Origin of the sequence: Bradyrhizobium sp. STM 3562 (assembly GCF_045571435.1) — a bacterium.
Classification (GTDB): Bacteria; Pseudomonadota; Alphaproteobacteria; order Rhizobiales; family Xanthobacteraceae; genus Bradyrhizobium.
Map to the genome: position 1 here is coordinate 6,774,058 of NZ_CP120694.1, position 18,591 is coordinate 6,792,648.

Genomic DNA, 18,591 nt, shown 5'->3' on the forward strand with positions numbered 1-18,591 from the left:
CCGCGAGCAAACTTCGACTTGGAACGATGGTTCCGGTGTGAGGAGGTGCCATGCGCGCGAATAGCCGCGCAGTGTCGCCCATTGGCAACACCGCAATGACGAGCAAGCCCAACGAGAGGCGTCATTGATAACGCCATCGCCGGGCTTGTCCGACCATCCACGTGTTCGCAACCGCAACGGCCTCTACGCTGCCCGCATCGCCGCGAGAAACTTGTCCACTTCCATCTTCAGCCGGTTGCTGTCGCCGGCCAACAACTGCGCGGCTGAGAGCACCTGTGCTGACGCCGAGCCGGTCTCGTTCGCGCCCTGTTGCACGTCGGTGATGTTGGACGAGACCTGCTGCGTGCCGTGTGCGGCCTGCTGCACATTGCGGGAGATTTCCTGGGTGGCGGCGCCCTGCTCTTCCACGGCGGCCGCAATGGCGGAAGAAATCTCGGAAAGGCGTTCGATCGTCTCGCCGATTTCCCGGATAGCAGCGACCGACTCCTGCGTCGCGCCCTGCACGCCGGCGATCTGCTGATTGATCTCGCCGGTCGCCTTCGCGGTCTGCTCGGCCAGCGCCTTCACCTCGGAGGCGACCACCGCGAAGCCGCGGCCGGCTTCTCCGGCGCGCGCGGCCTCGATGGTGGCATTGAGCGCAAGCAGGTTGGTCTGGCCGGCAATGGTGCTGATGAGCTCGACCACGTCGCCGATGCGCGAAGCGGCCTTGGAGAGCTCGGCGACGCGCTCATTGGTGCGCCGCGCCTGGTCGACGGCCTCGCCCGCCATGCGCGCCGATTCCTGCACCTGGCGGCTGATCTCGGTCACCGATGAAGACAATTCCTCCGTCGCCGAGGCCACCGACTGCACATTGGTGGACGCTTCCTCGGACGCGGCCGCCACCGTCGTGGTGAGCTCCTGCGCACGGCCGGCCGTCGCCGTGAGCGTGCCGGCGGAAGCCTCGAGCTCGGTCGAGGCGGAGGACACGGTCTCCACGATCTCGCCGATCATGGTTTCGAAATTGCGGGTGATGGCATCGACGCGGCGGCCGCGCTCGATCTTGGCTTCCGCATCGCGCGCCGCGGCCTCGTCAGCCGCTTTTTTCGCGATCAGTGCCTCCTTGAAGACCTGCAGCGCATCGGCCATGGCGCCCATTTCGGTGACCTCGCCGCGATGCGGGATCTCGGCGGCAAGATCGCCGGCACCGAGCGACTGCATCGGCTTGATGATCGAGGCGATGCCCTGCGACACATCGCGGATCAGGTAGAACCCCGCGGTGAGGCCGCCGAGCAAAGCGAGCACGATGATACCGATGATCACCTCGATTGCCGTGCTGTAGCCATCGGCAGCGGCCTTGGTCTCGTTCTCCGCGCCGCGGTCGTTCAGATCGATGTCCTTCTGCAGAGCCTCGTCGGCCCGCGCGCCGTTCGCCTGATTCTTCATCAGGACAGCACGGGCCTCCACGGCGGTGCGGCCCACACTGTCGCGCGAAAGCTTGATCGCCTCCTGCGCGCCATTGAAATAGTCGCCCCACGCGCGCGACCAGTCGTCATACAGCGCACGCTCCTCGGGCGATGTGATCATGGGTTCGTAGGATTTGCGATCCTTGGCCACACGTTCGAGAGCCGCAGCCAATTTCTTCTCGGTCTGCACCTTCTCCTCGGCGGTCTCGCCCATCAGATGATCGCGCAAGGCGGAGCGGTAGCTCAATACGTCTGCGCGTAGCTGACCGACGACACGCACGCTGGGCAGCCAGTTCGTGCTGATCTCCACCGTGTGGCCGTTGATGGCCTGCATGTAGTGGACCGCCATCGCGCCCATGGCGCCCGACATGATCAGCAGGAACGCAATGACCGCGATCATCTTCCAGCGAATCGAAAGCTTCGACATTGGAAATTTTCCTCAAAACCAGAGCGCCGTTGCCCGCGCGATATCTGGCAAAATCAAAAAACAAATGCATTTGCGCACGATTGAATCGGTTTAGACCGACAGCGCGAAGAAAGGATTAAGGATGAAATCCGGAAATCTACTGAGAGACGAAGCGGCAGGCTGGATGCGCTATCGGCGCTTTGCTTACAACAACCTTACGCCGCTTTGAGCGCCACTGACGCCGCGCATGCGTCGCATCGGCGATGCCGATGTTCGCGCCCGCTCTGTCCTCTCGGTTATGGGTGCCGATTGGTTCGGCCGGCGCTCGGAACGACAACGCGCTCTTCAACTCAGGCTGCGCAAGATCTGTGCGGCCTGCCAGCGCAGGCGTTGGTCGGCGACATCGACGGCGAACGCGCCGGAGCATTCTTCCTCGCGCTCGCCCTCGCTCAGCGCCGCGCCGCAATGGCGGCAGATGCGCGGGGAGAGCGCAGGCGCGCGACAGTCTTCGGCGCACCCGCGGTAGCGCGCGAGGTCAACGACGTTCGGAGACGGTGTTCTCAGTTTCTCAACCATTGGGTCCTCACGCCGCAAGCGCGTCAGCCGATCGCGACAGGCGCTTATGCTTAACTGTTCGCGCATGGTCGCCGCGCAAACGTTCTCGTTTGCTCGCCAAGGGAAAACCGGCTGCTCGCACCGCGCTTCACCAAGCCTCCGGCTCCAGATCATGCTGGCGGGACCCTAGCCAACAAATTTCGCTCAAATCTTCAGCGCACCGCTCAAATTTTACGGGTGGGATTGGGGCAGAGGAAACGGCGAGCTGAGCTACAGCCACTTCTTCAATTTGAAGATGTAGTACGGCACCACCGCGGCCGCGACCATGGCGACGATCGCGAGCGGGTAGCCAAGGTGCCATTGCAGCTCCGGCATGTCCTTGAAGTTCATGCCGTAAATCGAGGCGATCAGCGTCGGCGGCATCAACACCACGGCCATCACCGAGAACAGCTTGATGATGTTGTTCTGCTCAAGGTTGACGACGCCGAGCATGGCATCGAGCACGAAGGTAATCTTGTTGGAAAGATAGGAGGCGTGATCGGTGAGCGAGCCGACGTCGCGCTGCATGGTCTTGAGCTGCTCGCGCATGTCCTTCGACCATTTCACGCCTTCGACCACCGCGGACAGGAAGGTGACGAGGCGACCGATCGACACCAGGCTTTCACGCACCTTGGAGGTCAGGTCCCCCTTGCGGCCGATCGCGATCAGGATGCGCGAATATTGCTTGGCATGGCCGTGGCGCTCGCTGTCGGGCTCGAAGATGTCGTGAGAGACCTGGTCGATGTCGGCGCCGACGCGCTCCAGAATGTCGGCGCAGCGGTCGATCACGGCATCCAGCAATTCCATCAGCACCTGCTCGCCGGTGATCGCGGGCGAACAGGAGCGCGCGAGCTTGTATTCCACGACGGCAAAGGGCTTTGGCGTGTCATAGCGCACCGTGACCAGGCGATGGCCGGCGAGGATGAAGGTCACCGCCGTGGTGCGCGGCATGTCGGTGTCGGACTGGCACATCAACGTCGCCGTCATGTAGCGCGCGCCGTTCTCGATATAGAGGCGGCTGGAGATCTCGATTTCCTGCATGTCCTCCCGCGTCGGCACCGCGATCCCGGCGAGCCGCTCGACCGCCTTGTCCTCGGCCATGGTCGGGTTGACCAGATCGATCCACACCGCGTTGTCCGGCAGCGCGGCAAAATCCGTGATGGTGGCCTTCTTCAGGGCGGACTCGGAGGGGACAAACACGGAAAACATCAGGAACTCCAGAGACTCCGGGACGGCGTGACCTGCCCTACGGGACTTGGACGCATTATGCCAGTCACCAAGTGACGGCCGCGTTAACCATGGCGGCCCTTGTTGTGCACAAGCCTCCGGTGTGGAGATTTCGGCGTCGCCTGACCGCAAAGCGGCGCAAACGCGGCCGCTGTTGCCCAAAAATCAGCTTCACGCCGCCGTGATTGCGGCAAAAAAGCCACAACCGAGCTCTCGCATCGCGGCGAATCGTTCTCAATGCTGGAATTGTGGCGCGCTTCGACGGTATTGTGACTTAGCTGAATCGTGGCGTTTGCGGCGCAAACTTGGCGTTCAAGCTACGCTTGTGCCTTCAGAATCCGGAAGTGAACCATGCCGTCGCTGAAAGTGAAACTGGCCGTATTGGCCGCCGGCCTGTTGTTGTCGGGCTGTATGCAGGCCACGACTTACGAAGCCACCAACACCGCCAATTTCAAGCCGCACGACAAGGAGCTTCTGTCGAAGATCCGCTATACCAACGTACCGGTGCCGGAGCCGTTCCGCCGGGCGATCGTGGAATACCACCGCAAGGAAGCGCCCGGTTCGATCGTGGTCGATTCCGACAACCACTACCTCTATTACGTGCTCGATGGCGGCAAGGCGATCCGCTACGGCATCACCGTGGGCGAAGAAGCGATGGCCTGGTCCGGCATCGCCAAGGTCGGCGCGATGACGGAATGGCCGGCCTGGCACCCGACCAAGGGCGAGATCGAGCGACTGGGCGTGCCGACATATGTCGCGCCCGGTCCCGACAACCCGATGGGCTCGCGGGCGATGTATCTCTATGCCAACGGAAAGGACACGCTGTTCCGCATCCACGGCACCAACCAACCGGAATATATCGGCGCCTCGATCTCGTCGGGCTGCATCCGCCTGACCAACGAGGACGCGATCGACCTCTATAATCGGGTGAAGGTCGGCACCATCGTGGTGGTGCTCGAGCCCCATAAGGGCGACTCCCCGTACAATTCGACGCTCGCATTGCAAGGTGGCAGCAGCAGTTTCCCGCTGTTCCAGTGAGGGGGGCGTCAAGCTTGGGGTGAAAAAGCGCCGGTACAGCCGGCGCTTTTTTATTGGGGCTCTCGCCTTCACTTCGCCCCGCTTGCGGCAAGGGGCGAAGATGCCGCCTCGTTACAAACTATTTTCTAGGCTTCGTACTTTGTAGGGTGGGCAAAGGCGCATTTGCGCCGTGCCCACCACCCCACATTCATTCAAATGCCTATCGGTGGGCACGCTTCGCTTTGCCCACCCTACGAAGCTCCTGCGCGGTTGGCTTCGGCGTCCCGGCCGCGGGCTTCGCCTCCTCCGGCTTTCCCGCCTCGTCCTTGGTCCGCGCCTCTGCCTTGCTCTCCTCCTTCGTCGCGACCTGCCGCGGCGGGGCTTCCGCGGGGCGCTCGGACGGCATCAGCGGGGCGACCTTCGGCAGCGGGTCCAGCACGTCCCATTGGCAGATGCGGTAGTTGTTGTGGCGCTCCATCAGGTCGAGATGGATGTGGTCCTCGTGATGGAAGTCGGAGTCCGGCCCCAGCACGGTGGTGAAGCGCGTGCAGGCCGAATGCAGCATGTCCTCGCGCAACGACCGCGGCTCGTCGCGGTCGGTCAGCACGATCTCGCGGCCGTCGGCGAGCTTGAAGCCGTGCACGTCGAGCGCGTTGGCATGCCCATGCTCGGACAAATGCGCGCCCTTCACGCCGTTGAAGTTACGGCACTCGTAGGACTCGAAATTGTCGAGCCCGGCAAGACGGCTGCCGAGCTCTTGCGCAAGCGGCGCGATGTCGGTGCGGACCCAGTCGGCGATCGCCGTGGCCATCGGGCAGCGCAGCGTCGCCGCGGGCGACACCGCCACGCGGTGCTTGTCCGGCAGCACGATTGCCTCCAGCCGCACCAGATCCTCACCACCGCAGCCGCCCGGGTCATGGATCGGGGGAAGCGACGGCGCAATCGCAACGTCCTCGGTCAGTGCCTGCCGGCACGCCGAGGGTTCGGGAGCAGCCGGCGCTGTCGCCTGCTCGGACGGCTTGTGTTCAGACGAAGCCGCCGGCGGCGGGGCTGGCGGCTGGATCGCCGGTGGTATTTCGGGCTCGCCCCTGGCCTCGGTTGCCGCTTCGGCCTTCGGCGCCTCGGGCGGACGTGGCTTTGGCAGCGGCACCTTCACCGCATGGGCGATGCGGCGCGGCTTGGGCGGGCCTCCAAACAGATCGCCCCAGAACGCATGGGACAACTTGCGTGCAGACGCTGGCGCCGGCTGGGCCAAGCTGCCGATTAACGCCAGTGCGGCTACAGCGGTAACCATTATGCCGCGCCTTCGCCATTTGCGCACCTCTTGGCCCGCGCTAAGTTTCGTGGCAGTCCTTGGCAAGAGGGGAAACACTGGAGGAACGTCCGAATGCTTGGTTTGATGCAAGACTGGCCCTTGCTGTGCCACCGCATTATCGAACACGCGGCGACCATTCACGGCACTCAAGAGGTCGTCACACGATCGGTCGAAGGGCCTATCCACCGCACCAATTACAAAGAGATCCACGATCGTGCGCTGAAGGTCTCGCAGGCGCTCACGCGCGACGGCATCAGGTTCGGCGACCGCATCGCCACAATTGCCTGGAACACCTGGCGGCATCTCGAATGCTGGTACGGCATCATGGGCATGGGCGCGATCTGCCATACCGTCAATCCGCGCCTGTTTCCCGACCAGATCGCCTGGATCATCAATCACGCGCAAGACCGCATCGTGCTGACCGATCTCACCTTCGTGCCGATGCTGGAGAAGATCGACGACAAGATGGCGAGCGTCGAGCGCTATGTGGTGCTCACCGACAAGGCGCATATGCCGGAGACATCGCTGAAGAACGCGATTGCTTACGAGGACTGGATCGGCAGTTGCGACGGCGATTTCGCCTGGAAGAGCTTCGACGAGAACACCGCCGCCGCCATGTGCTACACCTCGGGCACGACGGGCGATCCCAAGGGCGTTCTGTATTCGCACCGGTCCAACGTGTTGCATGCGCTGATGGCCAACTCCAAGGACGCGCTCGGCACGTCCGCCTCCGACACCATGCTTCCCGTCGTACCTTTGTTCCATGCCAATAGCTGGGGCATCGCCTTTTCCGCGCCCTCGATGGGCACCAAGCTGGTGATGCCGGGCCCGAAGCTCGACGGCGCCTCGGTCTTCGAGCTCCTGGATACGGAGCAAGTCAGCCACACCGCGGGCGTGCCGACCGTCTGGCTGATGTTGCTCAACTACATGAGCAGCAACAACCTCAAGCTGCCGCATCTGAAGATGGTGGTCTGCGGCGGCTCGGCGATGCCGCGCTCGATGATCAAGGCCTTCGTCGATATGGGGGTGCAGGTGCGCCATGCCTGGGGCATGACCGAGATGAGCCCGCTCGGCACGCTGGCCACGCTGAAGCCGCCGTTTGCGAAAACCACCGGCGAGGAGCGTCTCGACGTCCTGCAGTTGCAGGGCTATCCGCCGTTCGGTGTGCAGATGAAGATCACCGACGATAGCGGCAAAAAATTGCCCTGGGATGGCAAGACCTTCGGCCGGCTGAAGGTGAGCGGCCCGGCGGTTTCGAAGGCCTACTATCACGTCGACACCAACATCCTCGACGAGGAGGGCTATTTCGATACCGGCGACGTCGCGACCATCGACGCGCACGGCTACATGCGCATCACCGACCGTTCCAAGGACGTGATCAAGTCCGGCGGCGAGTGGATTTCCTCTATTGACCTGGAGAATCTCGCGGTCGCCCATCCGGCGGTGGCGGAAGCCGCTGTGATCGGCGTTCATCATCCCAAATGGGACGAACGGCCGCTTCTGATCGTGCAGTTGAAGCAGGGTCAGAAGGCGACGCGCGAGGACATCTTAAAGTTCATGGAAGGCAAGATCGCCAAATGGTGGATGCCTGACGATGTCGCCTTCGTGGACGGCATTCCCCACACCGCCACCGGCAAGATCCTCAAGACCGCGCTGCGCGAGCAGTTCAGGAACTACAGCTTCCCGAACGCCGCCGCCTGACGCCCGAAACATCCGGCATGAAGCGGCCTCCGCCCCTCGCGGGCGGAGGCCGTGTCATTGCGGGCTGGGTCCACCCACTCGGCGGTCGTCGTCTCGACCGAACGATCCAGTATTCCAGAGGCGGCAGAGATCGAGCCGAAACAAGGCCGATTACTGGACACCCCGTTTTCGCCGCATCCGGGCATGACGGACAGCAAGATGGTCCAGATCGGTTAACGCTAGCGGCGGCTGGGCCTGAAACAGCGACGAAAGGCGAATTGGAACCAGGGGGCCGTCTTCCTAATTTCCCGCCGGTTTAGAACCAGAAGCCCAGGGAACGCCCATATGACAGGATCGATCGCGAGACGGACTTTGCCGTGGCTGCTTTTCGCAGCGCTTGCCACGAGCGCGCACGCGGCCGGAAACAAGGTGGTGATCGGCGATATCGACGACATGTCCGGCCTCTATGCCGACGTGATCGGCCCCGGCGGTGTCGTGGCCGCCAAGATGGCGATTGAGGATTTCGGCGGCAGCGTGCTCGGCAACAAGATCGAGTTCATGGAGACCGACCATCAGAACAAGCCTGACGTGGGCGCGCAGAAATTCCGCGAATGGGCCGACCGGGACGGCGCGACCATGATCCTCGGCGGCTCGAACACCGGCGTCAGCCTCGCCATGGCAAACGCCGCCAAGGAAAAGAAGGTACCGTTCATCGCGATCGGCGCCGCCGGCGCATCGCTCACGGGCAAGGACTGCACGCCCTACACCGTGCACTACGCCTACGACACCACCTCGCTCGCCAACGGTACGGCGAAGACCATGATGAACCAGGGCGGCAAGACCTGGTTCTTCCTCACCGCCGACTATGCGTTCGGCACACAGCTACAGGAAGCCGCCGCCAAAGTGGTCGAAGCCAGCGGCGGCAAGGTCGTCGGCGCGGTGCGCGTGCCGCTCTCGACCTCGGATTTCTCGAGCTATCTCTTGCAGGCGCAGAACTCCGGCGCCCAGGTGCTCGGTTTAGCCAATGCCGGCAACGACTTCACCAACTCGATCAAGGCGGCCGACGAGTTCGGCATCGCCAACTCAATGAAGCCCGCGGCGCTGCTTGCCTTCATCAGCGACATCCACAGCCTGGGCTTGAGCACCGCCAAGGGGCTTTATCTCACCACCGGCTGGTACTGGGACCTCAACGACAAGACCCGCGCCTTCGCAAAGCGGTATTTTGCGAAGACCCAGCGCGAGCCGACCATGAACCAGGCGGCATACTACTCCGCCACGCTGGCCTATCTGAACGCAGTGAAGGCCGCGGGCACCACCGATTCCGACAAGGTGATGTCCGAGTTGCACAAGATGAAGATCGACGACATGTTCACCAGCAACGGCAAGATCCGCGCCGACGGCTTGATGGAACATGAGATGTACATCATGCAGGTGAAGAAGCCGGAAGAGTCCAAATATCCTTGGGACTATTACAAGCTGGTCCAGACCATGTCGGGCGAGGAAGCGTTCGGAAAATTGTCCGATTCCGCCTGCCCACTGGCGACGACGCATTGAGGCAAGAGCGCGTCCGGCTTCAAAGCCGGGCGCGCTTTTCCGCTTACCACCGCGGCCGAAACCGCGTATGAAGCCCCTTCCCTGCGGACCAAAAAGTGCGCTAGGCAGCTAGCGCTCGAGCCGCCCGCCGACCGGGACGGGTGGCCATCCGCAGTGGATTAGACGATGGCCCGCAGGTTCTCCGCCCCCTATCTCTCGGAGCCCATCTCCAGCCTGGCGAGCTGGGCGCGCAACCTCGCGGTATTCTCCATCGTCGCGGTGCTGGTCTCGATTGTCATCGTCCGCTTCGGCTTTCTGGAGGTGAAGCCGGCGCTCGCGACCTTCTTCGGCGCGCTCGCCCTTGCGGGACTTTCCATCCTGATCGGGTTCGCCGGTTTCGCCGCGATCTGGCAGAACGGCACCCGCGGCATGAGCCGTATCCTGCTGGCGTTCCTGATCGACGCCCTGGTGCTCGCCTACCCCGCCTATCTCGTGTTCCAATATCGCAGGCTACCGCCGATCCATGACATCACCACAGACCCAATCGATCCGCCGCGTTTCGAGGCGCTGAGCCGGCTGCGCACCGGCGAGGACACCAATCCTGCCGGCTACGCGGGGCTTTACTCCGCCGAGCAGCAGCGCAAGGCCTATCCCGACATCGAGCCGGTCAGTCTGGAGATTCCGGTCGATCGCGCCTATGCGCTCGCGCTGCGGCTCGCCAACAAACGCAAATGGCTGATCATCGACGAACGTCCGCCGCAGCCGCCGCGCGGCATCGGCCGTATCGAGGCGGTGGCACGCACGCCGATCATGGGTTTTCGCGAGGACGTCTCGATCCGGGTGCAACCGGACGGCGAGGACTCGCGCGTCGATATCCGCTCATCATCGCGCTATTTCCAGAGCGATCTCGGCAGCAACGCCGCGCGCATCTCCAAGTTCATCGATGATCTCAATGCCGCGGCGGAAGCGGACAGCCAGAAACCGGCCAAGAAACCGCCGCCGCCACCGCCCCCGAAGTCACCGGCAAAGACAGTGAAGAAATGACGTCGTGAGAAGTCGTCATTGCGAGCGAAGCGAAGCAATCCAGGCTTTCTCCGCGGATGCAGTCTGCATTGCTTCGTCGCTTCGCTCCTCGCAATGACGACGTTGAGAGATTCCGGGTTCGCATCCAACTCGGCTACTGCCGACTTGGACAATGAAAGCTGACGAACTCGGGGACACCCGAGTTCGGCGCGCGCGTCCCGGAATGACGGATCATGTGGCGAGGCGATATGTCCCGCCGATCACCGGATCGCCTTCGGTTGTGACCACGCCGCGCGCGACCAGATCTTCCAGATGCGCCAGCACCGAATAGCCGGCGGCGGTGATGAGGCGAGGATCGATGCCGATATAGATCGCGCGCACCAGGGTCGGAATGTCCGCCTCGCCCTTGCCGAGGCGATGCAGGATCGAGGCCTCGCGCGCCTTGCGGTGGCGGATCAGGAAGCGCACATAGCGCGGCCCTTCCGGAATTTCCGGTCCATGGCCGGAGAAATAAAGCTCCTCCTCGCGGCTCGCGAGCCGCTCCAGGGAGGCCATGTAATCGACCATCGAGCCATCCGGCGGCGCGACGATCGAGGTCGACCAGCCCATCACATGGTCGCCGACAAAATTGACCTTCTGCTCCGGCCAGGCGAAAGCCATGTGATTGGCGGTATGGCCGGGTGTGGCCACCGCCTCGAGCCGCCACCCCGCTCCTTCGATGACCTCGCCATGGGCCAGCGCAACGTCCGGCGCAAATTCGCGGTCGGCGCCGGATTCCGGATTGTGCTTCTCGCTCTCATAGCGCGGGCGCGAAGCGCGATGCGGGCCTTCTGCATAGACGGTGGCGCCGGTCGCCTGCTTGATGCGGCCGGTGTTCGGCGAATGATCGCGATGGGTGTGGGTGACGATGATATGCGTCACGGTCTCGCCGCGCACGGCATCAAGCAGCGCCTTCGCATGCGCCTCATTGTCCGGACCGGGATCGAGGATCGCGACCTTGCCTTTGCCGATAATGTAGCTGACCGTGCCGGTGAAGGTGAACGGGCTCGGATTGTCGCACAGCACCCGCCGCACGCCCGGCCGCACTTCCTCGACCACGCCGGGTTTTAAGGGGAAGTTGCGGTTGAAGGGAATGTCGTCGTTATCGGCCATGGGAGTCACTCGTGACTTTGCGTTTTGGCCCGTCATGCCCGGGCCTGACCCGGGCATCCACGTCTTTCTTTCTAGACGCCAAGACGTGGATGGCCGGGACAAGCCCGGCCATGACGGAGTTCGTTACTAAGACCGTACCACACGGCCCAAATCTCACGAAAACGCCTGGATCCCGGTAATCGCGCGGCCGAGGATCAGCGCGTGCACATCATGGGTGCCTTCGTAGGTGTTGACGGTTTCCAGGTTCGCAACATGGCGCATCACGTGATATTCGATCTGGATGCCGTTGCCGCCATGCATGTCGCGGCAGGTCCGCGCGATATCGAGCGCCTTGCCGCAATTGTTGCGCTTGACGATCGAGATCATCTCCGGCGCCATCTTGCCCTCGTCCATCAGACGGCCGACGCGCAAGGAGCCCTGCAGGCCGAGCGCGATCTCCGTCTCCATATCCGCGAGCTTCTTCTGGACGAGCTGCGTCGCCGCCAGCGGACGGCCAAACTGCTTGCGGTCCAGCGTGTATTGCCGCGCGCGGTGCATGCAGTCTTCCGCGGCGCCCATGGCGCCCCAGGAAATGCCGTAGCGGGCACGGTTGAGGCAGCCGAACGGGCCCTTCAGCCCCGACACATTCGGCAACAAAGCGCTTTCCGGCACCACCACACCGTCCATGACCACCTCGCCCGTGATGGAGGCGCGCAACGACAGCTTGCCGCCGATCTTCGGCGCCGACAAGCCCTTCATGCCCTTCTCGAGAATGAAGCCGCGGATCTGGTTGTTGTGCTCGGCCGACTTGGCCCAGACCACGAAGACATCAGCGATCGGAGCATTGGAGATCCACATCTTGCTGCCGGTCAGGCGGTAGCCGTCCGACACTTTCTCGGCACGGGTTTTCATGCCGCCGGGGTCGGAACCGGCATCGGGCTCGGTGAGCCCGAAGCAGCCGACCCATTCGCCGGTCGCGAGCTTGGGCAGGTATTTCTTGCGCTGGGTCTCATCGCCATAGGCGTAGATCGGATACATGACCAGCGAGGACTGCACCGAGTTCATCGAGCGATAGCCGCTATCGACGCGTTCGATTTCGCGCGCCACCAGGCCGTAGGCCACATAGCTCGCATTGGCGCAGCCATAGTCCTCCGGCAGCGTAACGCCGATCAGGCCGAGCTCGCCCATCTCGTTGAAGATCTCGCGATCGGTCTTTTCCTCCAGATAGGCCTTGATGACGCGAGGCAGCAACTTCTCCTGCGCATAGGCGCGCGCAGTGTCGCGGATCATGCGTTCGTCTTCTGTGAGCTGCTCGTCAAGCAGGAACGGATCGTCCCACTTGAAAGATGCCGCGGACGGCTTGTCCTTGGCCTGAGGGCGCACGCTCATGAGAAATCCTTTCGCATCAGACTTAACGGAATTGGCTTACAAATTAGAACGCCATCGCGCCAAGCGCAATTGCGTTGGGAACATCCCGTCATTCCGGCGTCGCGCTAACGACGAACCCGGACTCTCGCCACAACGTCGAGATTCCGGGCTCGCGCTGATGCGCGCCCCGGAATGACGGCGCTTGGGGGCAATTAAATCTCAAGGCGCTCGTTGGCGACGATCTCGATACCGAAGCCGGACAATCCCTTGTAGTCATGCACGGACGAGGTGAGATTGACGATCGAGGTGACGCCGAGATCACGCAGGATCTGCGCCCCGACGCCGACCTCGCGCCACTGTCTGTGACGATCGGCTTCCGCGGTTTTGGTTTCGCCGACAGGCTCAACGGGAACACCGGCCGCGCCGTCGCGCAAATAGACCAGGACACCGCGTCCGGCGCGTTTGAAATGCTGCAGAACCACCCGCATGCGCTCCGATCCGGTGAACAGGTCCTTGACGATGTTCGGCTTGTGCAGCCGGGTCAGCACCCGTCGACCATCGCCGATCCCGTTATAGACGAAAGCGGCATGGGTGATCTCATCGAACGGCGAGCGATAGGCATAGCCCTGCAACGGACCGATCGGGCTTTCCATCGTGAAGGTCGAGACCCGCTCGATCAGCTTCTCGCGGGCTTGGCGATAGGCGATCAGGTCGGCGATGGTGACATGCTTCAGCTTGTTGGCGGCGGCGAAGCGGGCGACCTGCTCGCCCTTCATCACCGTCCCGTCATCGTTCATCAGTTCACTGATGACGCCGACCGGCGGCAGGCCGGACAGCTTGCAGAGATCGACCGCCGCCTCGGTGTGGCCGGAACGCAGGAGCACCCCGCCCTCGCGGGCGATCAGCGGGAACACATGTCCCGGCCGCGCAAAATCGTCGGCGCCGACATTCGGGTTGGCGAGCGCCCGACAGCAGGAAGCGCGTTCCTCCGCCGAAATTCCGGTGCCGCCATCGGGCTTATAGTCGATCGACACCGTAAATGCCGTCGTGTGCGCCGAGTCGTTGTGCGCGACCATCGGATCGAGCCGCAGCCGGCGCGCATCCTCCTGGGTGATCGGCGCGCAGACGATCCCTGAGGTGTGACGGATGATGAAGGCCATCTTTTCCGGCGTGCACAACGAGGCAGCGACGATCAGATCGCCCTCGCCCTCGCGGTCATCATCGTCGGTGACGACGACGAGTTCGCCCTTGGCAAATGCTTCCAGAACTTCCTGAATCGTATCGGCCATCTCTCTAAGATCTCACGTTTTCGAGCGAGCATTAGCCGGAATGGGAACCCTATGCCAGCATTATGATGCAGGGCAGAACCTCGCTTCCAGGCAGCTTTGAAGCATCGTCTGCAGCTCAGGGATGCGCCGCATTCCGGAAAAACCATTGACGGGCCCGCGTCTCCATCGCCAAGGTCGGTACAACCAAAACAGGGAGACGCCCGTCCATGACCCCGGCCGCATTCGATTTTGCTCCGCTCTTCCCGGCAGGCCTGCCGCAGCCTGCGGCGAAATGGACGGGCCTTGCCAAATACAGCTTCGTCGGCGGCAACAACGACCCCGACCAGGTGCCGGTCGATGGTTTGATCGCGGCGGTCGATGCGGTGCTCCGCCGCGAAGGCAAAGGGCTCGCCACCTACAATCTCGCCCACGGTCCGCAGGGCTATCGGCCGCTCCGTGAATTTCTCACCGCGAAATTGCAGCGCGATGCCGGCATCGCGGCCAGCCCCGACGACATCCTGATCGTCTCCGGCTCGCTGCAAGCACTCGACCTCGTCAACCACACATTGCTGGCGCGCGGCGACACCGTCATCGTCGAGCAGGAGACCTATCAGGGATCGCTGAACCGGTTGACGCGGCTCGGCGTCAATGTGGTCGGTATCCCGCTCGACCAGGACGGCATGCGCATGGATGCGCTCGCCGCGGCGCTGGCCGATCTCAAGGCCCGCGGCATCCGGCCCAAATATATCTATACCATTCCGACCGTGCAAAACCCGACCGGCAGCATCATGCCGGAGTCGCGCCGTGCCGAACTGCTGCGGCTGTCGGAGACTTACGGCGTGCCGATCTTCGAGGACGACTGCTATGCCGACCTGATCTGGGACGGCAAGCGGCCGCCTGCGATCCATGCGATGGCCAGGAATGGCGGGGTGATCCATATCGGCTCGTTCTCAAAATCGATCGCGCCGGCGCTGCGCGTCGGATTCGTGGTGGCGCCCTGGGAGATCATGTCGCGCATGCTGGCGCTCAAGACCGATGCCGGCTCCGGTGCACTGGAACAGATGGTGCTCGCCGAATATTGCGCGCCGCATTTTGCCTCGCATGTTCCCGAGCTCCGCCGTGCGCTGCGCAAGAAGCTCGACACGCTCATGGAGGCGCTGAATGAGCAGTTCGGAACCGCTGCCGAGTTCGAGGAGCCGAAGGGCGGCATCTTTCTCTGGGTCAAGCTTCCCGACAATGTCGACACGCTAAAGCTCTATCAATCGGCGCTCGCCGCCGGCGTCTCGATCAACCCGGGGCCGGAATGGTCGACCGACGGCGGGCATTCCAAGAGCCGTCTGCGGCTGTGCTTCGCCAGTCCCTCGCATCAGCAGATCCGCGAAGGCGTCGCGGTGCTCGCCGATGTCTGCCGGCGCGAATTCGGCGTGCCGGTCCGCATCGCCAATGTGGAGAAGGCGCGGGCTTAGAGAGACCTGCACGCAGTGCCCTCTCTTTCCGGCGCGGAGAGGCAGGGGGGCCTGCCGCCGCCAGGATGGAGGTTCGTGCGAGAGATAGCTAGACAGGCCGCGCCCGGCCGACTAGCACAATCCACATGAAGACGATTTTCTTCGACCTCGACGGAACGCTGACCGATCCCAAGATCGGCATCACGCGCTCGATCCGATATGCGCTCGAACAACTCGGCCGCGAGGCGCCCAGCGAAGATGACCTGACCTGGTGCATCGGGCCGCCCCTGCACGCGAGCCTGCTGCGGCTGCTCGGCGAGCCTCATCTCGCGGATCGCGCATTGCTGCTCTATCGCGAGCGCTTCAGCGACATCGGGCTGTACGAGAACGCCGTCTATGCCGGCATCGAGGAGACGCTGGCTGCGCTTGCCGACGGTTCCCGCCGGCTCTTCGTCGCCACCAGCAAGGCCCGCGTCTATGCGATGCGCATCATCGAACATTTCAAGCTGGGTGCGTATTTCGAGCACGTGTTCGGCTCGGAATTGGACGGCGCGCGAACCGACAAGACCGAGCTGTTGAAATACGCGCTCGACACCACACGCGTCGATCCGGCCGACGCGCTGATGGTGGGGGACCGCAGCTACGATATCGTGGGCGCGCGCAATAACCGCATGCGCGCGCTGGGCGTGCTCTATGGTTACGGCACGCGAGATGAGCTGACGCAGGCCGGCGCGCATGGGCTTTGTACCAAGCCTGTGGAAATACCAGGGCTCGCGGTCCGGCCCTGAGCGCGCAAGCCTCGCTTCTCCCGGCTTGCGGGCCGGGGTAAGGCGCGTGTCGCCCGTGCCGCCCCTCGCGGCTAGAACAAGCTCTCCCAAAGGCGATCTCCCGTCGTGGCCATCCGTTCGGCATCAGGCATCTGCTCGCCGGCGAGAGCTTGGGCCAGGCGAAGCAGCAGCACGATCGAAACGTTGCCTGTGCCACCCTCGATCCGGGCGATGTAGCGCTCGGAGATCTGAGATCTGCGCGACAGCTCGCGCCGCGACAGCCTGCGGCAGAGTCGCATGACGCGCAACCGATCGCCCATCTGCTTGAGAAAGTCGCTTTCGGCACACGACAACAGACGACCGTCGAGCGTTGCCCGAACGGTTGGGCCGGCGAGCGCCGGCGCGGACGATAGCATTTCCATGTTTGCCACGTTTGGGATCCCAATGGTTTTGCCATCGTCGCCAAGCAGCCGCAGCATCGCATTGACACAGATCAATTGCCTCGGCACAGCCAGACCGTGCTGCCGGACGGTACTAGGCTCGCGATGTCTAACAAGCCGACAGCATCCGCGACAACGCGGCTGAGTGCATCCTCGAAGACATGGCCGCCCAACCCAAAACGCATCTGGCCCGGTGCAATGCGCGCCGGTAGTCTTCAGCGAAGAATAAACACGCGCCGACAAGGCCGAAAAGGGGAGACGCCCATGGGACCGATGCGAACGCTCGTCGCAGCACTCTGCTTGTTTGCTTGCACATCGGCATTTGCTGGAGACCCCCTGCCCCGCGCGAGGCCCGAAGACGTCGGCTTCTCCGCCGAGAGGCTGGGGCGGATCGGGGCGGCGATCCAGGCGGATGTCGACGCCGGCAGAATTCCCGGCGCGGTGATCGCGATCGCCCGTCGCGGCAGGCTTGTGATGTTCGACGCCTATGGCTACCGCGACAAGGCGGCCAATGCGGCGATGACCACCGATACCATCTTCAACATCGCCTCCATGACCAAGCCGATGACGACGGTGGGCGCGCTGATGCTCTACGAGCAAGGCAAGCTCCTGATCGGCGATCCCCTGTCGAAATACTTTCCGAAATTCGCCGAGATGCACGTGGCCAAGCGCGACGGCTATGGCGAGCCGACGACCGACACGGTACCGGCCATTCGCCCGATCCTGATCCAGGATCTGATGCGCCATACCTCGGGCCTGATCTATGGCGGCCGCGGCACCACCCTCATCCACAAGATGTATCCGGCGGGCAGCGCGGATGCCGCGCGCGAGTACGATGGCGCCGCCTTCATGGACAAGCTCGCATCGCTGCCGCTTTTGTATCAGCCGGCCTCCGTCTGGGATTACGGCTTTGGCCTGGACGTGCTCGGCCTCACCATCGAGAAGATCACCGGCCAGTCGCTCGGAGGGTACCTGCAGGCCAATCTATTCGCGCCCTTGGGGATGACCGACACCGGCTTTGCGATCTCGCCTGAAAAGGCCGCGCGCTATGCGAGGCCGCTGCCGGCCGACCCCGACACCGGCAAGCCGCAGGCACGCAGTCCGGAGTTGACCGAGCCGCTCAAATTCGAATGCGGCGGCGGCTGCGCGGCATCGACCGCGTCGGACTATTTGCGCTTCGCGACCATGCTGATGAATGGCGGACGCTTTGGCGAGGCACGCCTGCTCGGGCCGAGGACGGTCGCCTATATGCTCTCGGACCAGCTTGGGCCCAACATCAAGAACCTGATCGGCAATGCAGATCCCACCCGCGCCGATTACGGCTTCGGGCTTGGCCTCGCCGTGCGGACTACGCCAGGTGTCGTCAAGATGATGGGATCGGTCGGGCAGTTCTCCTGGCCCGGTGCAAGCGGCACGGATTGGTGGGTCGACCCGAAGGAAGAGCTCGTCGTGGTCTATCTCTCGGCCGCACCGGGACCGATCCGCTGGTACTACCGGCAGAAGATCAACGCGCTGGTGTATCAGGCGATCGTTGATTAGGGCAGGCGCCGAAGCACGCGCGTCCGCTTCGCGCAAGCGTTAAGCTGAGCGGATCAGGCGACGTGTGTCCGGCGCGCGAAGCTGAACGGCTGTTCAGAATTCTCTTGCAGTTTCATCGGAACGTTCGGCCGCAGGCGAAGTTTTAAACTGCGTTCAATCGGAGGAGGACAGTATGAGGAAGATTGGACTCGCCGCTCTTGCCTTCGGCGCTGGCGGTTGCTCTGCCGACGGTTGCGAGCGCCGACACGGTGGTGATCAAGAGGCACCATCATCCGTTCGACGCACGCGCCGAATACCGCATGCATCGCGACTACGGCCTGCACGAGGGTTGGTACCATCACCGCCCCGACCGGACGGTCGTGATCAAGCGCCACTACGAAAGTTACTGAGGCACGA

Annotated in this window: 16 protein-coding genes; 8 read left to right on the top strand and 8 right to left on the bottom strand. The window is 63.3% G+C overall.

Translation table 11 applies throughout. From position 1 onward, the window contains the following. Positions 1-183: 183 nt before the first annotated feature. The 3 genes from P6U23_RS31285 to P6U23_RS31295 form a co-directional block, all read right to left on the bottom strand. Positions 184-1,869, bottom strand: coding sequence for a methyl-accepting chemotaxis protein (locus P6U23_RS31285; protein ID WP_407176220.1), 1,686 nt, complete (start codon positions 1,867-1,869; stop codon positions 184-186). Positions 1,870-2,193: 324 nt separating this feature from the next. After that, positions 2,194-2,424, bottom strand: a complete 231-nt coding sequence (locus P6U23_RS31290) for a hypothetical protein (protein WP_407176221.1) — start codon at positions 2,422-2,424, stop codon at positions 2,194-2,196. 249 nt (positions 2,425-2,673) lie between these two features. Further along, complete coding sequence (locus P6U23_RS31295; RefSeq protein WP_407176222.1) at positions 2,674-3,651, bottom strand: magnesium transporter CorA family protein; 978 nt, start codon at positions 3,649-3,651, stop codon at positions 2,674-2,676. Positions 3,652-4,020: 369 nt separating this feature from the next. On the opposite strand from P6U23_RS31295, the gene P6U23_RS31300 reads away from it, so the two are divergent. After that, positions 4,021-4,707, top strand: a complete 687-nt coding sequence (locus P6U23_RS31300) for a L,D-transpeptidase (RefSeq protein ID WP_407176223.1) — start codon at positions 4,021-4,023, stop codon at positions 4,705-4,707. A 199-nt stretch (positions 4,708-4,906) separates the two neighbouring features. Here P6U23_RS31300 and P6U23_RS31305 read toward each other — a convergent pair whose 3' ends face one another. After that, positions 4,907-5,980: an extensin family protein gene (locus P6U23_RS31305; protein ID WP_407176224.1), complete on the bottom strand. Its 1,074-nt coding sequence runs from the start codon at positions 5,978-5,980 to the stop codon at positions 4,907-4,909. A 93-nt stretch (positions 5,981-6,073) separates the two neighbouring features. On the opposite strand from P6U23_RS31305, the gene P6U23_RS31310 reads away from it, so the two are divergent. The 3 genes from P6U23_RS31310 to P6U23_RS31320 all read left to right on the top strand — a co-directional run bounded on the left by P6U23_RS31310 (position 6,074) and on the right by P6U23_RS31320 (position 10,258). After that, complete coding sequence (locus P6U23_RS31310; protein ID WP_407176225.1) at positions 6,074-7,702, top strand: fatty-acid--CoA ligase; 1,629 nt, start codon at positions 6,074-6,076, stop codon at positions 7,700-7,702. Between the two features lie 324 nt (positions 7,703-8,026). Beyond that, positions 8,027-9,235: an ABC transporter substrate-binding protein gene (locus P6U23_RS31315; protein WP_407176226.1), complete on the top strand. Its 1,209-nt coding sequence runs from the start codon at positions 8,027-8,029 to the stop codon at positions 9,233-9,235. 165 nt (positions 9,236-9,400) lie between these two features. Continuing rightward, entirely contained in the window at positions 9,401-10,258 is an 858-nt protein-coding gene (locus P6U23_RS31320) for a DUF1499 domain-containing protein (protein WP_407176227.1), read from the top strand. A gap of 210 nt (positions 10,259-10,468) precedes the next feature. Here P6U23_RS31320 and P6U23_RS31325 read toward each other — a convergent pair whose 3' ends face one another. From P6U23_RS31325 to ribB, 3 genes are all read right to left on the bottom strand, one after another. Further along, positions 10,469-11,389: an MBL fold metallo-hydrolase gene (locus tag P6U23_RS31325; protein WP_407176228.1), complete on the bottom strand. Its 921-nt coding sequence runs from the start codon at positions 11,387-11,389 to the stop codon at positions 10,469-10,471. 153 nt (positions 11,390-11,542) lie between these two features. Next, the gene (locus tag P6U23_RS31330) at positions 11,543-12,757 is read right to left on the bottom strand and encodes an acyl-CoA dehydrogenase (protein WP_407176229.1); all 1,215 of its coding nucleotides are present in this window, start codon (positions 12,755-12,757) and stop codon (positions 11,543-11,545) included. Between the two features lie 191 nt (positions 12,758-12,948). Then, a complete protein-coding gene (ribB, locus tag P6U23_RS31335) occupies positions 12,949-14,025 on the bottom strand; it encodes a 3,4-dihydroxy-2-butanone-4-phosphate synthase (protein WP_407176230.1) in 1,077 nt (358 codons plus the stop codon). Positions 14,026-14,231: 206 nt separating this feature from the next. On the opposite strand from ribB, the gene P6U23_RS31340 reads away from it, so the two are divergent. Together P6U23_RS31340 and P6U23_RS31345 are read left to right on the top strand one after the other, a co-directional pair. Then, entirely contained in the window at positions 14,232-15,470 is a 1,239-nt protein-coding gene (locus tag P6U23_RS31340; protein ID WP_407176231.1) for a PLP-dependent aminotransferase family protein, read from the top strand. Positions 15,471-15,595: 125 nt separating this feature from the next. Further along, a complete protein-coding gene (locus P6U23_RS31345) occupies positions 15,596-16,237 on the top strand; it encodes an HAD family hydrolase (protein WP_407176232.1) in 642 nt (213 codons plus the stop codon). A gap of 71 nt (positions 16,238-16,308) precedes the next feature. Here P6U23_RS31345 and P6U23_RS31350 read toward each other — a convergent pair whose 3' ends face one another. After that, positions 16,309-16,638, bottom strand: a complete 330-nt coding sequence (locus P6U23_RS31350; protein WP_407181649.1) for a helix-turn-helix domain-containing protein — start codon at positions 16,636-16,638, stop codon at positions 16,309-16,311. A gap of 282 nt (positions 16,639-16,920) precedes the next feature. Here P6U23_RS31350 and P6U23_RS31355 point away from each other — a divergent pair, with 282 nt between their 5' ends. Next, positions 16,921-18,195: a serine hydrolase domain-containing protein gene (locus P6U23_RS31355; protein WP_407176233.1), complete on the top strand. Its 1,275-nt coding sequence runs from the start codon at positions 16,921-16,923 to the stop codon at positions 18,193-18,195. Positions 18,196-18,377: 182 nt separating this feature from the next. After that, positions 18,378-18,584 carry a hypothetical protein gene (locus P6U23_RS31360; RefSeq protein WP_407176234.1) on the top strand — a complete coding sequence of 69 codons (207 nt, stop codon included), beginning with the start codon at positions 18,378-18,380 and terminating at the stop codon, positions 18,582-18,584. The last annotated feature ends 7 nt before the right edge of the window (positions 18,585-18,591 follow it).

What these genes read in the sequence shown, in the direction of transcription:
- P6U23_RS31285 (WP_407176220.1), bottom strand. Translation starts at nt 1,869, where the DNA reads ATGTCGAAGCTTTCGATTCGCTGGAAGATGATCGCGGTCATTGCGTTC.
- P6U23_RS31350 (WP_407181649.1), bottom strand. Translation starts at nt 16,638, where the DNA reads ATGGAAATGCTATCGTCCGCGCCGGCGCTCGCCGGCCCAACCGTTCGG.
- P6U23_RS31290 (WP_407176221.1), bottom strand. Translation starts at nt 2,424, where the DNA reads ATGGTTGAGAAACTGAGAACACCGTCTCCGAACGTCGTTGACCTCGCG.
- P6U23_RS31300 (WP_407176223.1), top strand. Translation starts at nt 4,021, where the DNA reads ATGCCGTCGCTGAAAGTGAAACTGGCCGTATTGGCCGCCGGCCTGTTG.
- P6U23_RS31315 (WP_407176226.1), top strand. Translation starts at nt 8,027, where the DNA reads ATGACAGGATCGATCGCGAGACGGACTTTGCCGTGGCTGCTTTTCGCA.
- P6U23_RS31310 (WP_407176225.1), top strand. Translation starts at nt 6,074, where the DNA reads ATGCTTGGTTTGATGCAAGACTGGCCCTTGCTGTGCCACCGCATTATC.
- ribB (WP_407176230.1), bottom strand. Translation starts at nt 14,025, where the DNA reads ATGGCCGATACGATTCAGGAAGTTCTGGAAGCATTTGCCAAGGGCGAA.
- P6U23_RS31340 (WP_407176231.1), top strand. Translation starts at nt 14,232, where the DNA reads ATGACCCCGGCCGCATTCGATTTTGCTCCGCTCTTCCCGGCAGGCCTG.
- P6U23_RS31320 (WP_407176227.1), top strand. Translation starts at nt 9,401, where the DNA reads ATGGCCCGCAGGTTCTCCGCCCCCTATCTCTCGGAGCCCATCTCCAGC.
- P6U23_RS31325 (WP_407176228.1), bottom strand. Translation starts at nt 11,389, where the DNA reads ATGGCCGATAACGACGACATTCCCTTCAACCGCAACTTCCCCTTAAAA.
- P6U23_RS31355 (WP_407176233.1), top strand. Translation starts at nt 16,921, where the DNA reads ATGGGACCGATGCGAACGCTCGTCGCAGCACTCTGCTTGTTTGCTTGC.
- P6U23_RS31345 (WP_407176232.1), top strand. Translation starts at nt 15,596, where the DNA reads ATGAAGACGATTTTCTTCGACCTCGACGGAACGCTGACCGATCCCAAG.
- P6U23_RS31330 (WP_407176229.1), bottom strand. Translation starts at nt 12,757, where the DNA reads ATGAGCGTGCGCCCTCAGGCCAAGGACAAGCCGTCCGCGGCATCTTTC.
- P6U23_RS31295 (WP_407176222.1), bottom strand. Translation starts at nt 3,651, where the DNA reads ATGTTTTCCGTGTTTGTCCCCTCCGAGTCCGCCCTGAAGAAGGCCACC.
- P6U23_RS31305 (WP_407176224.1), bottom strand. Translation starts at nt 5,980, where the DNA reads ATGGTTACCGCTGTAGCCGCACTGGCGTTAATCGGCAGCTTGGCCCAG.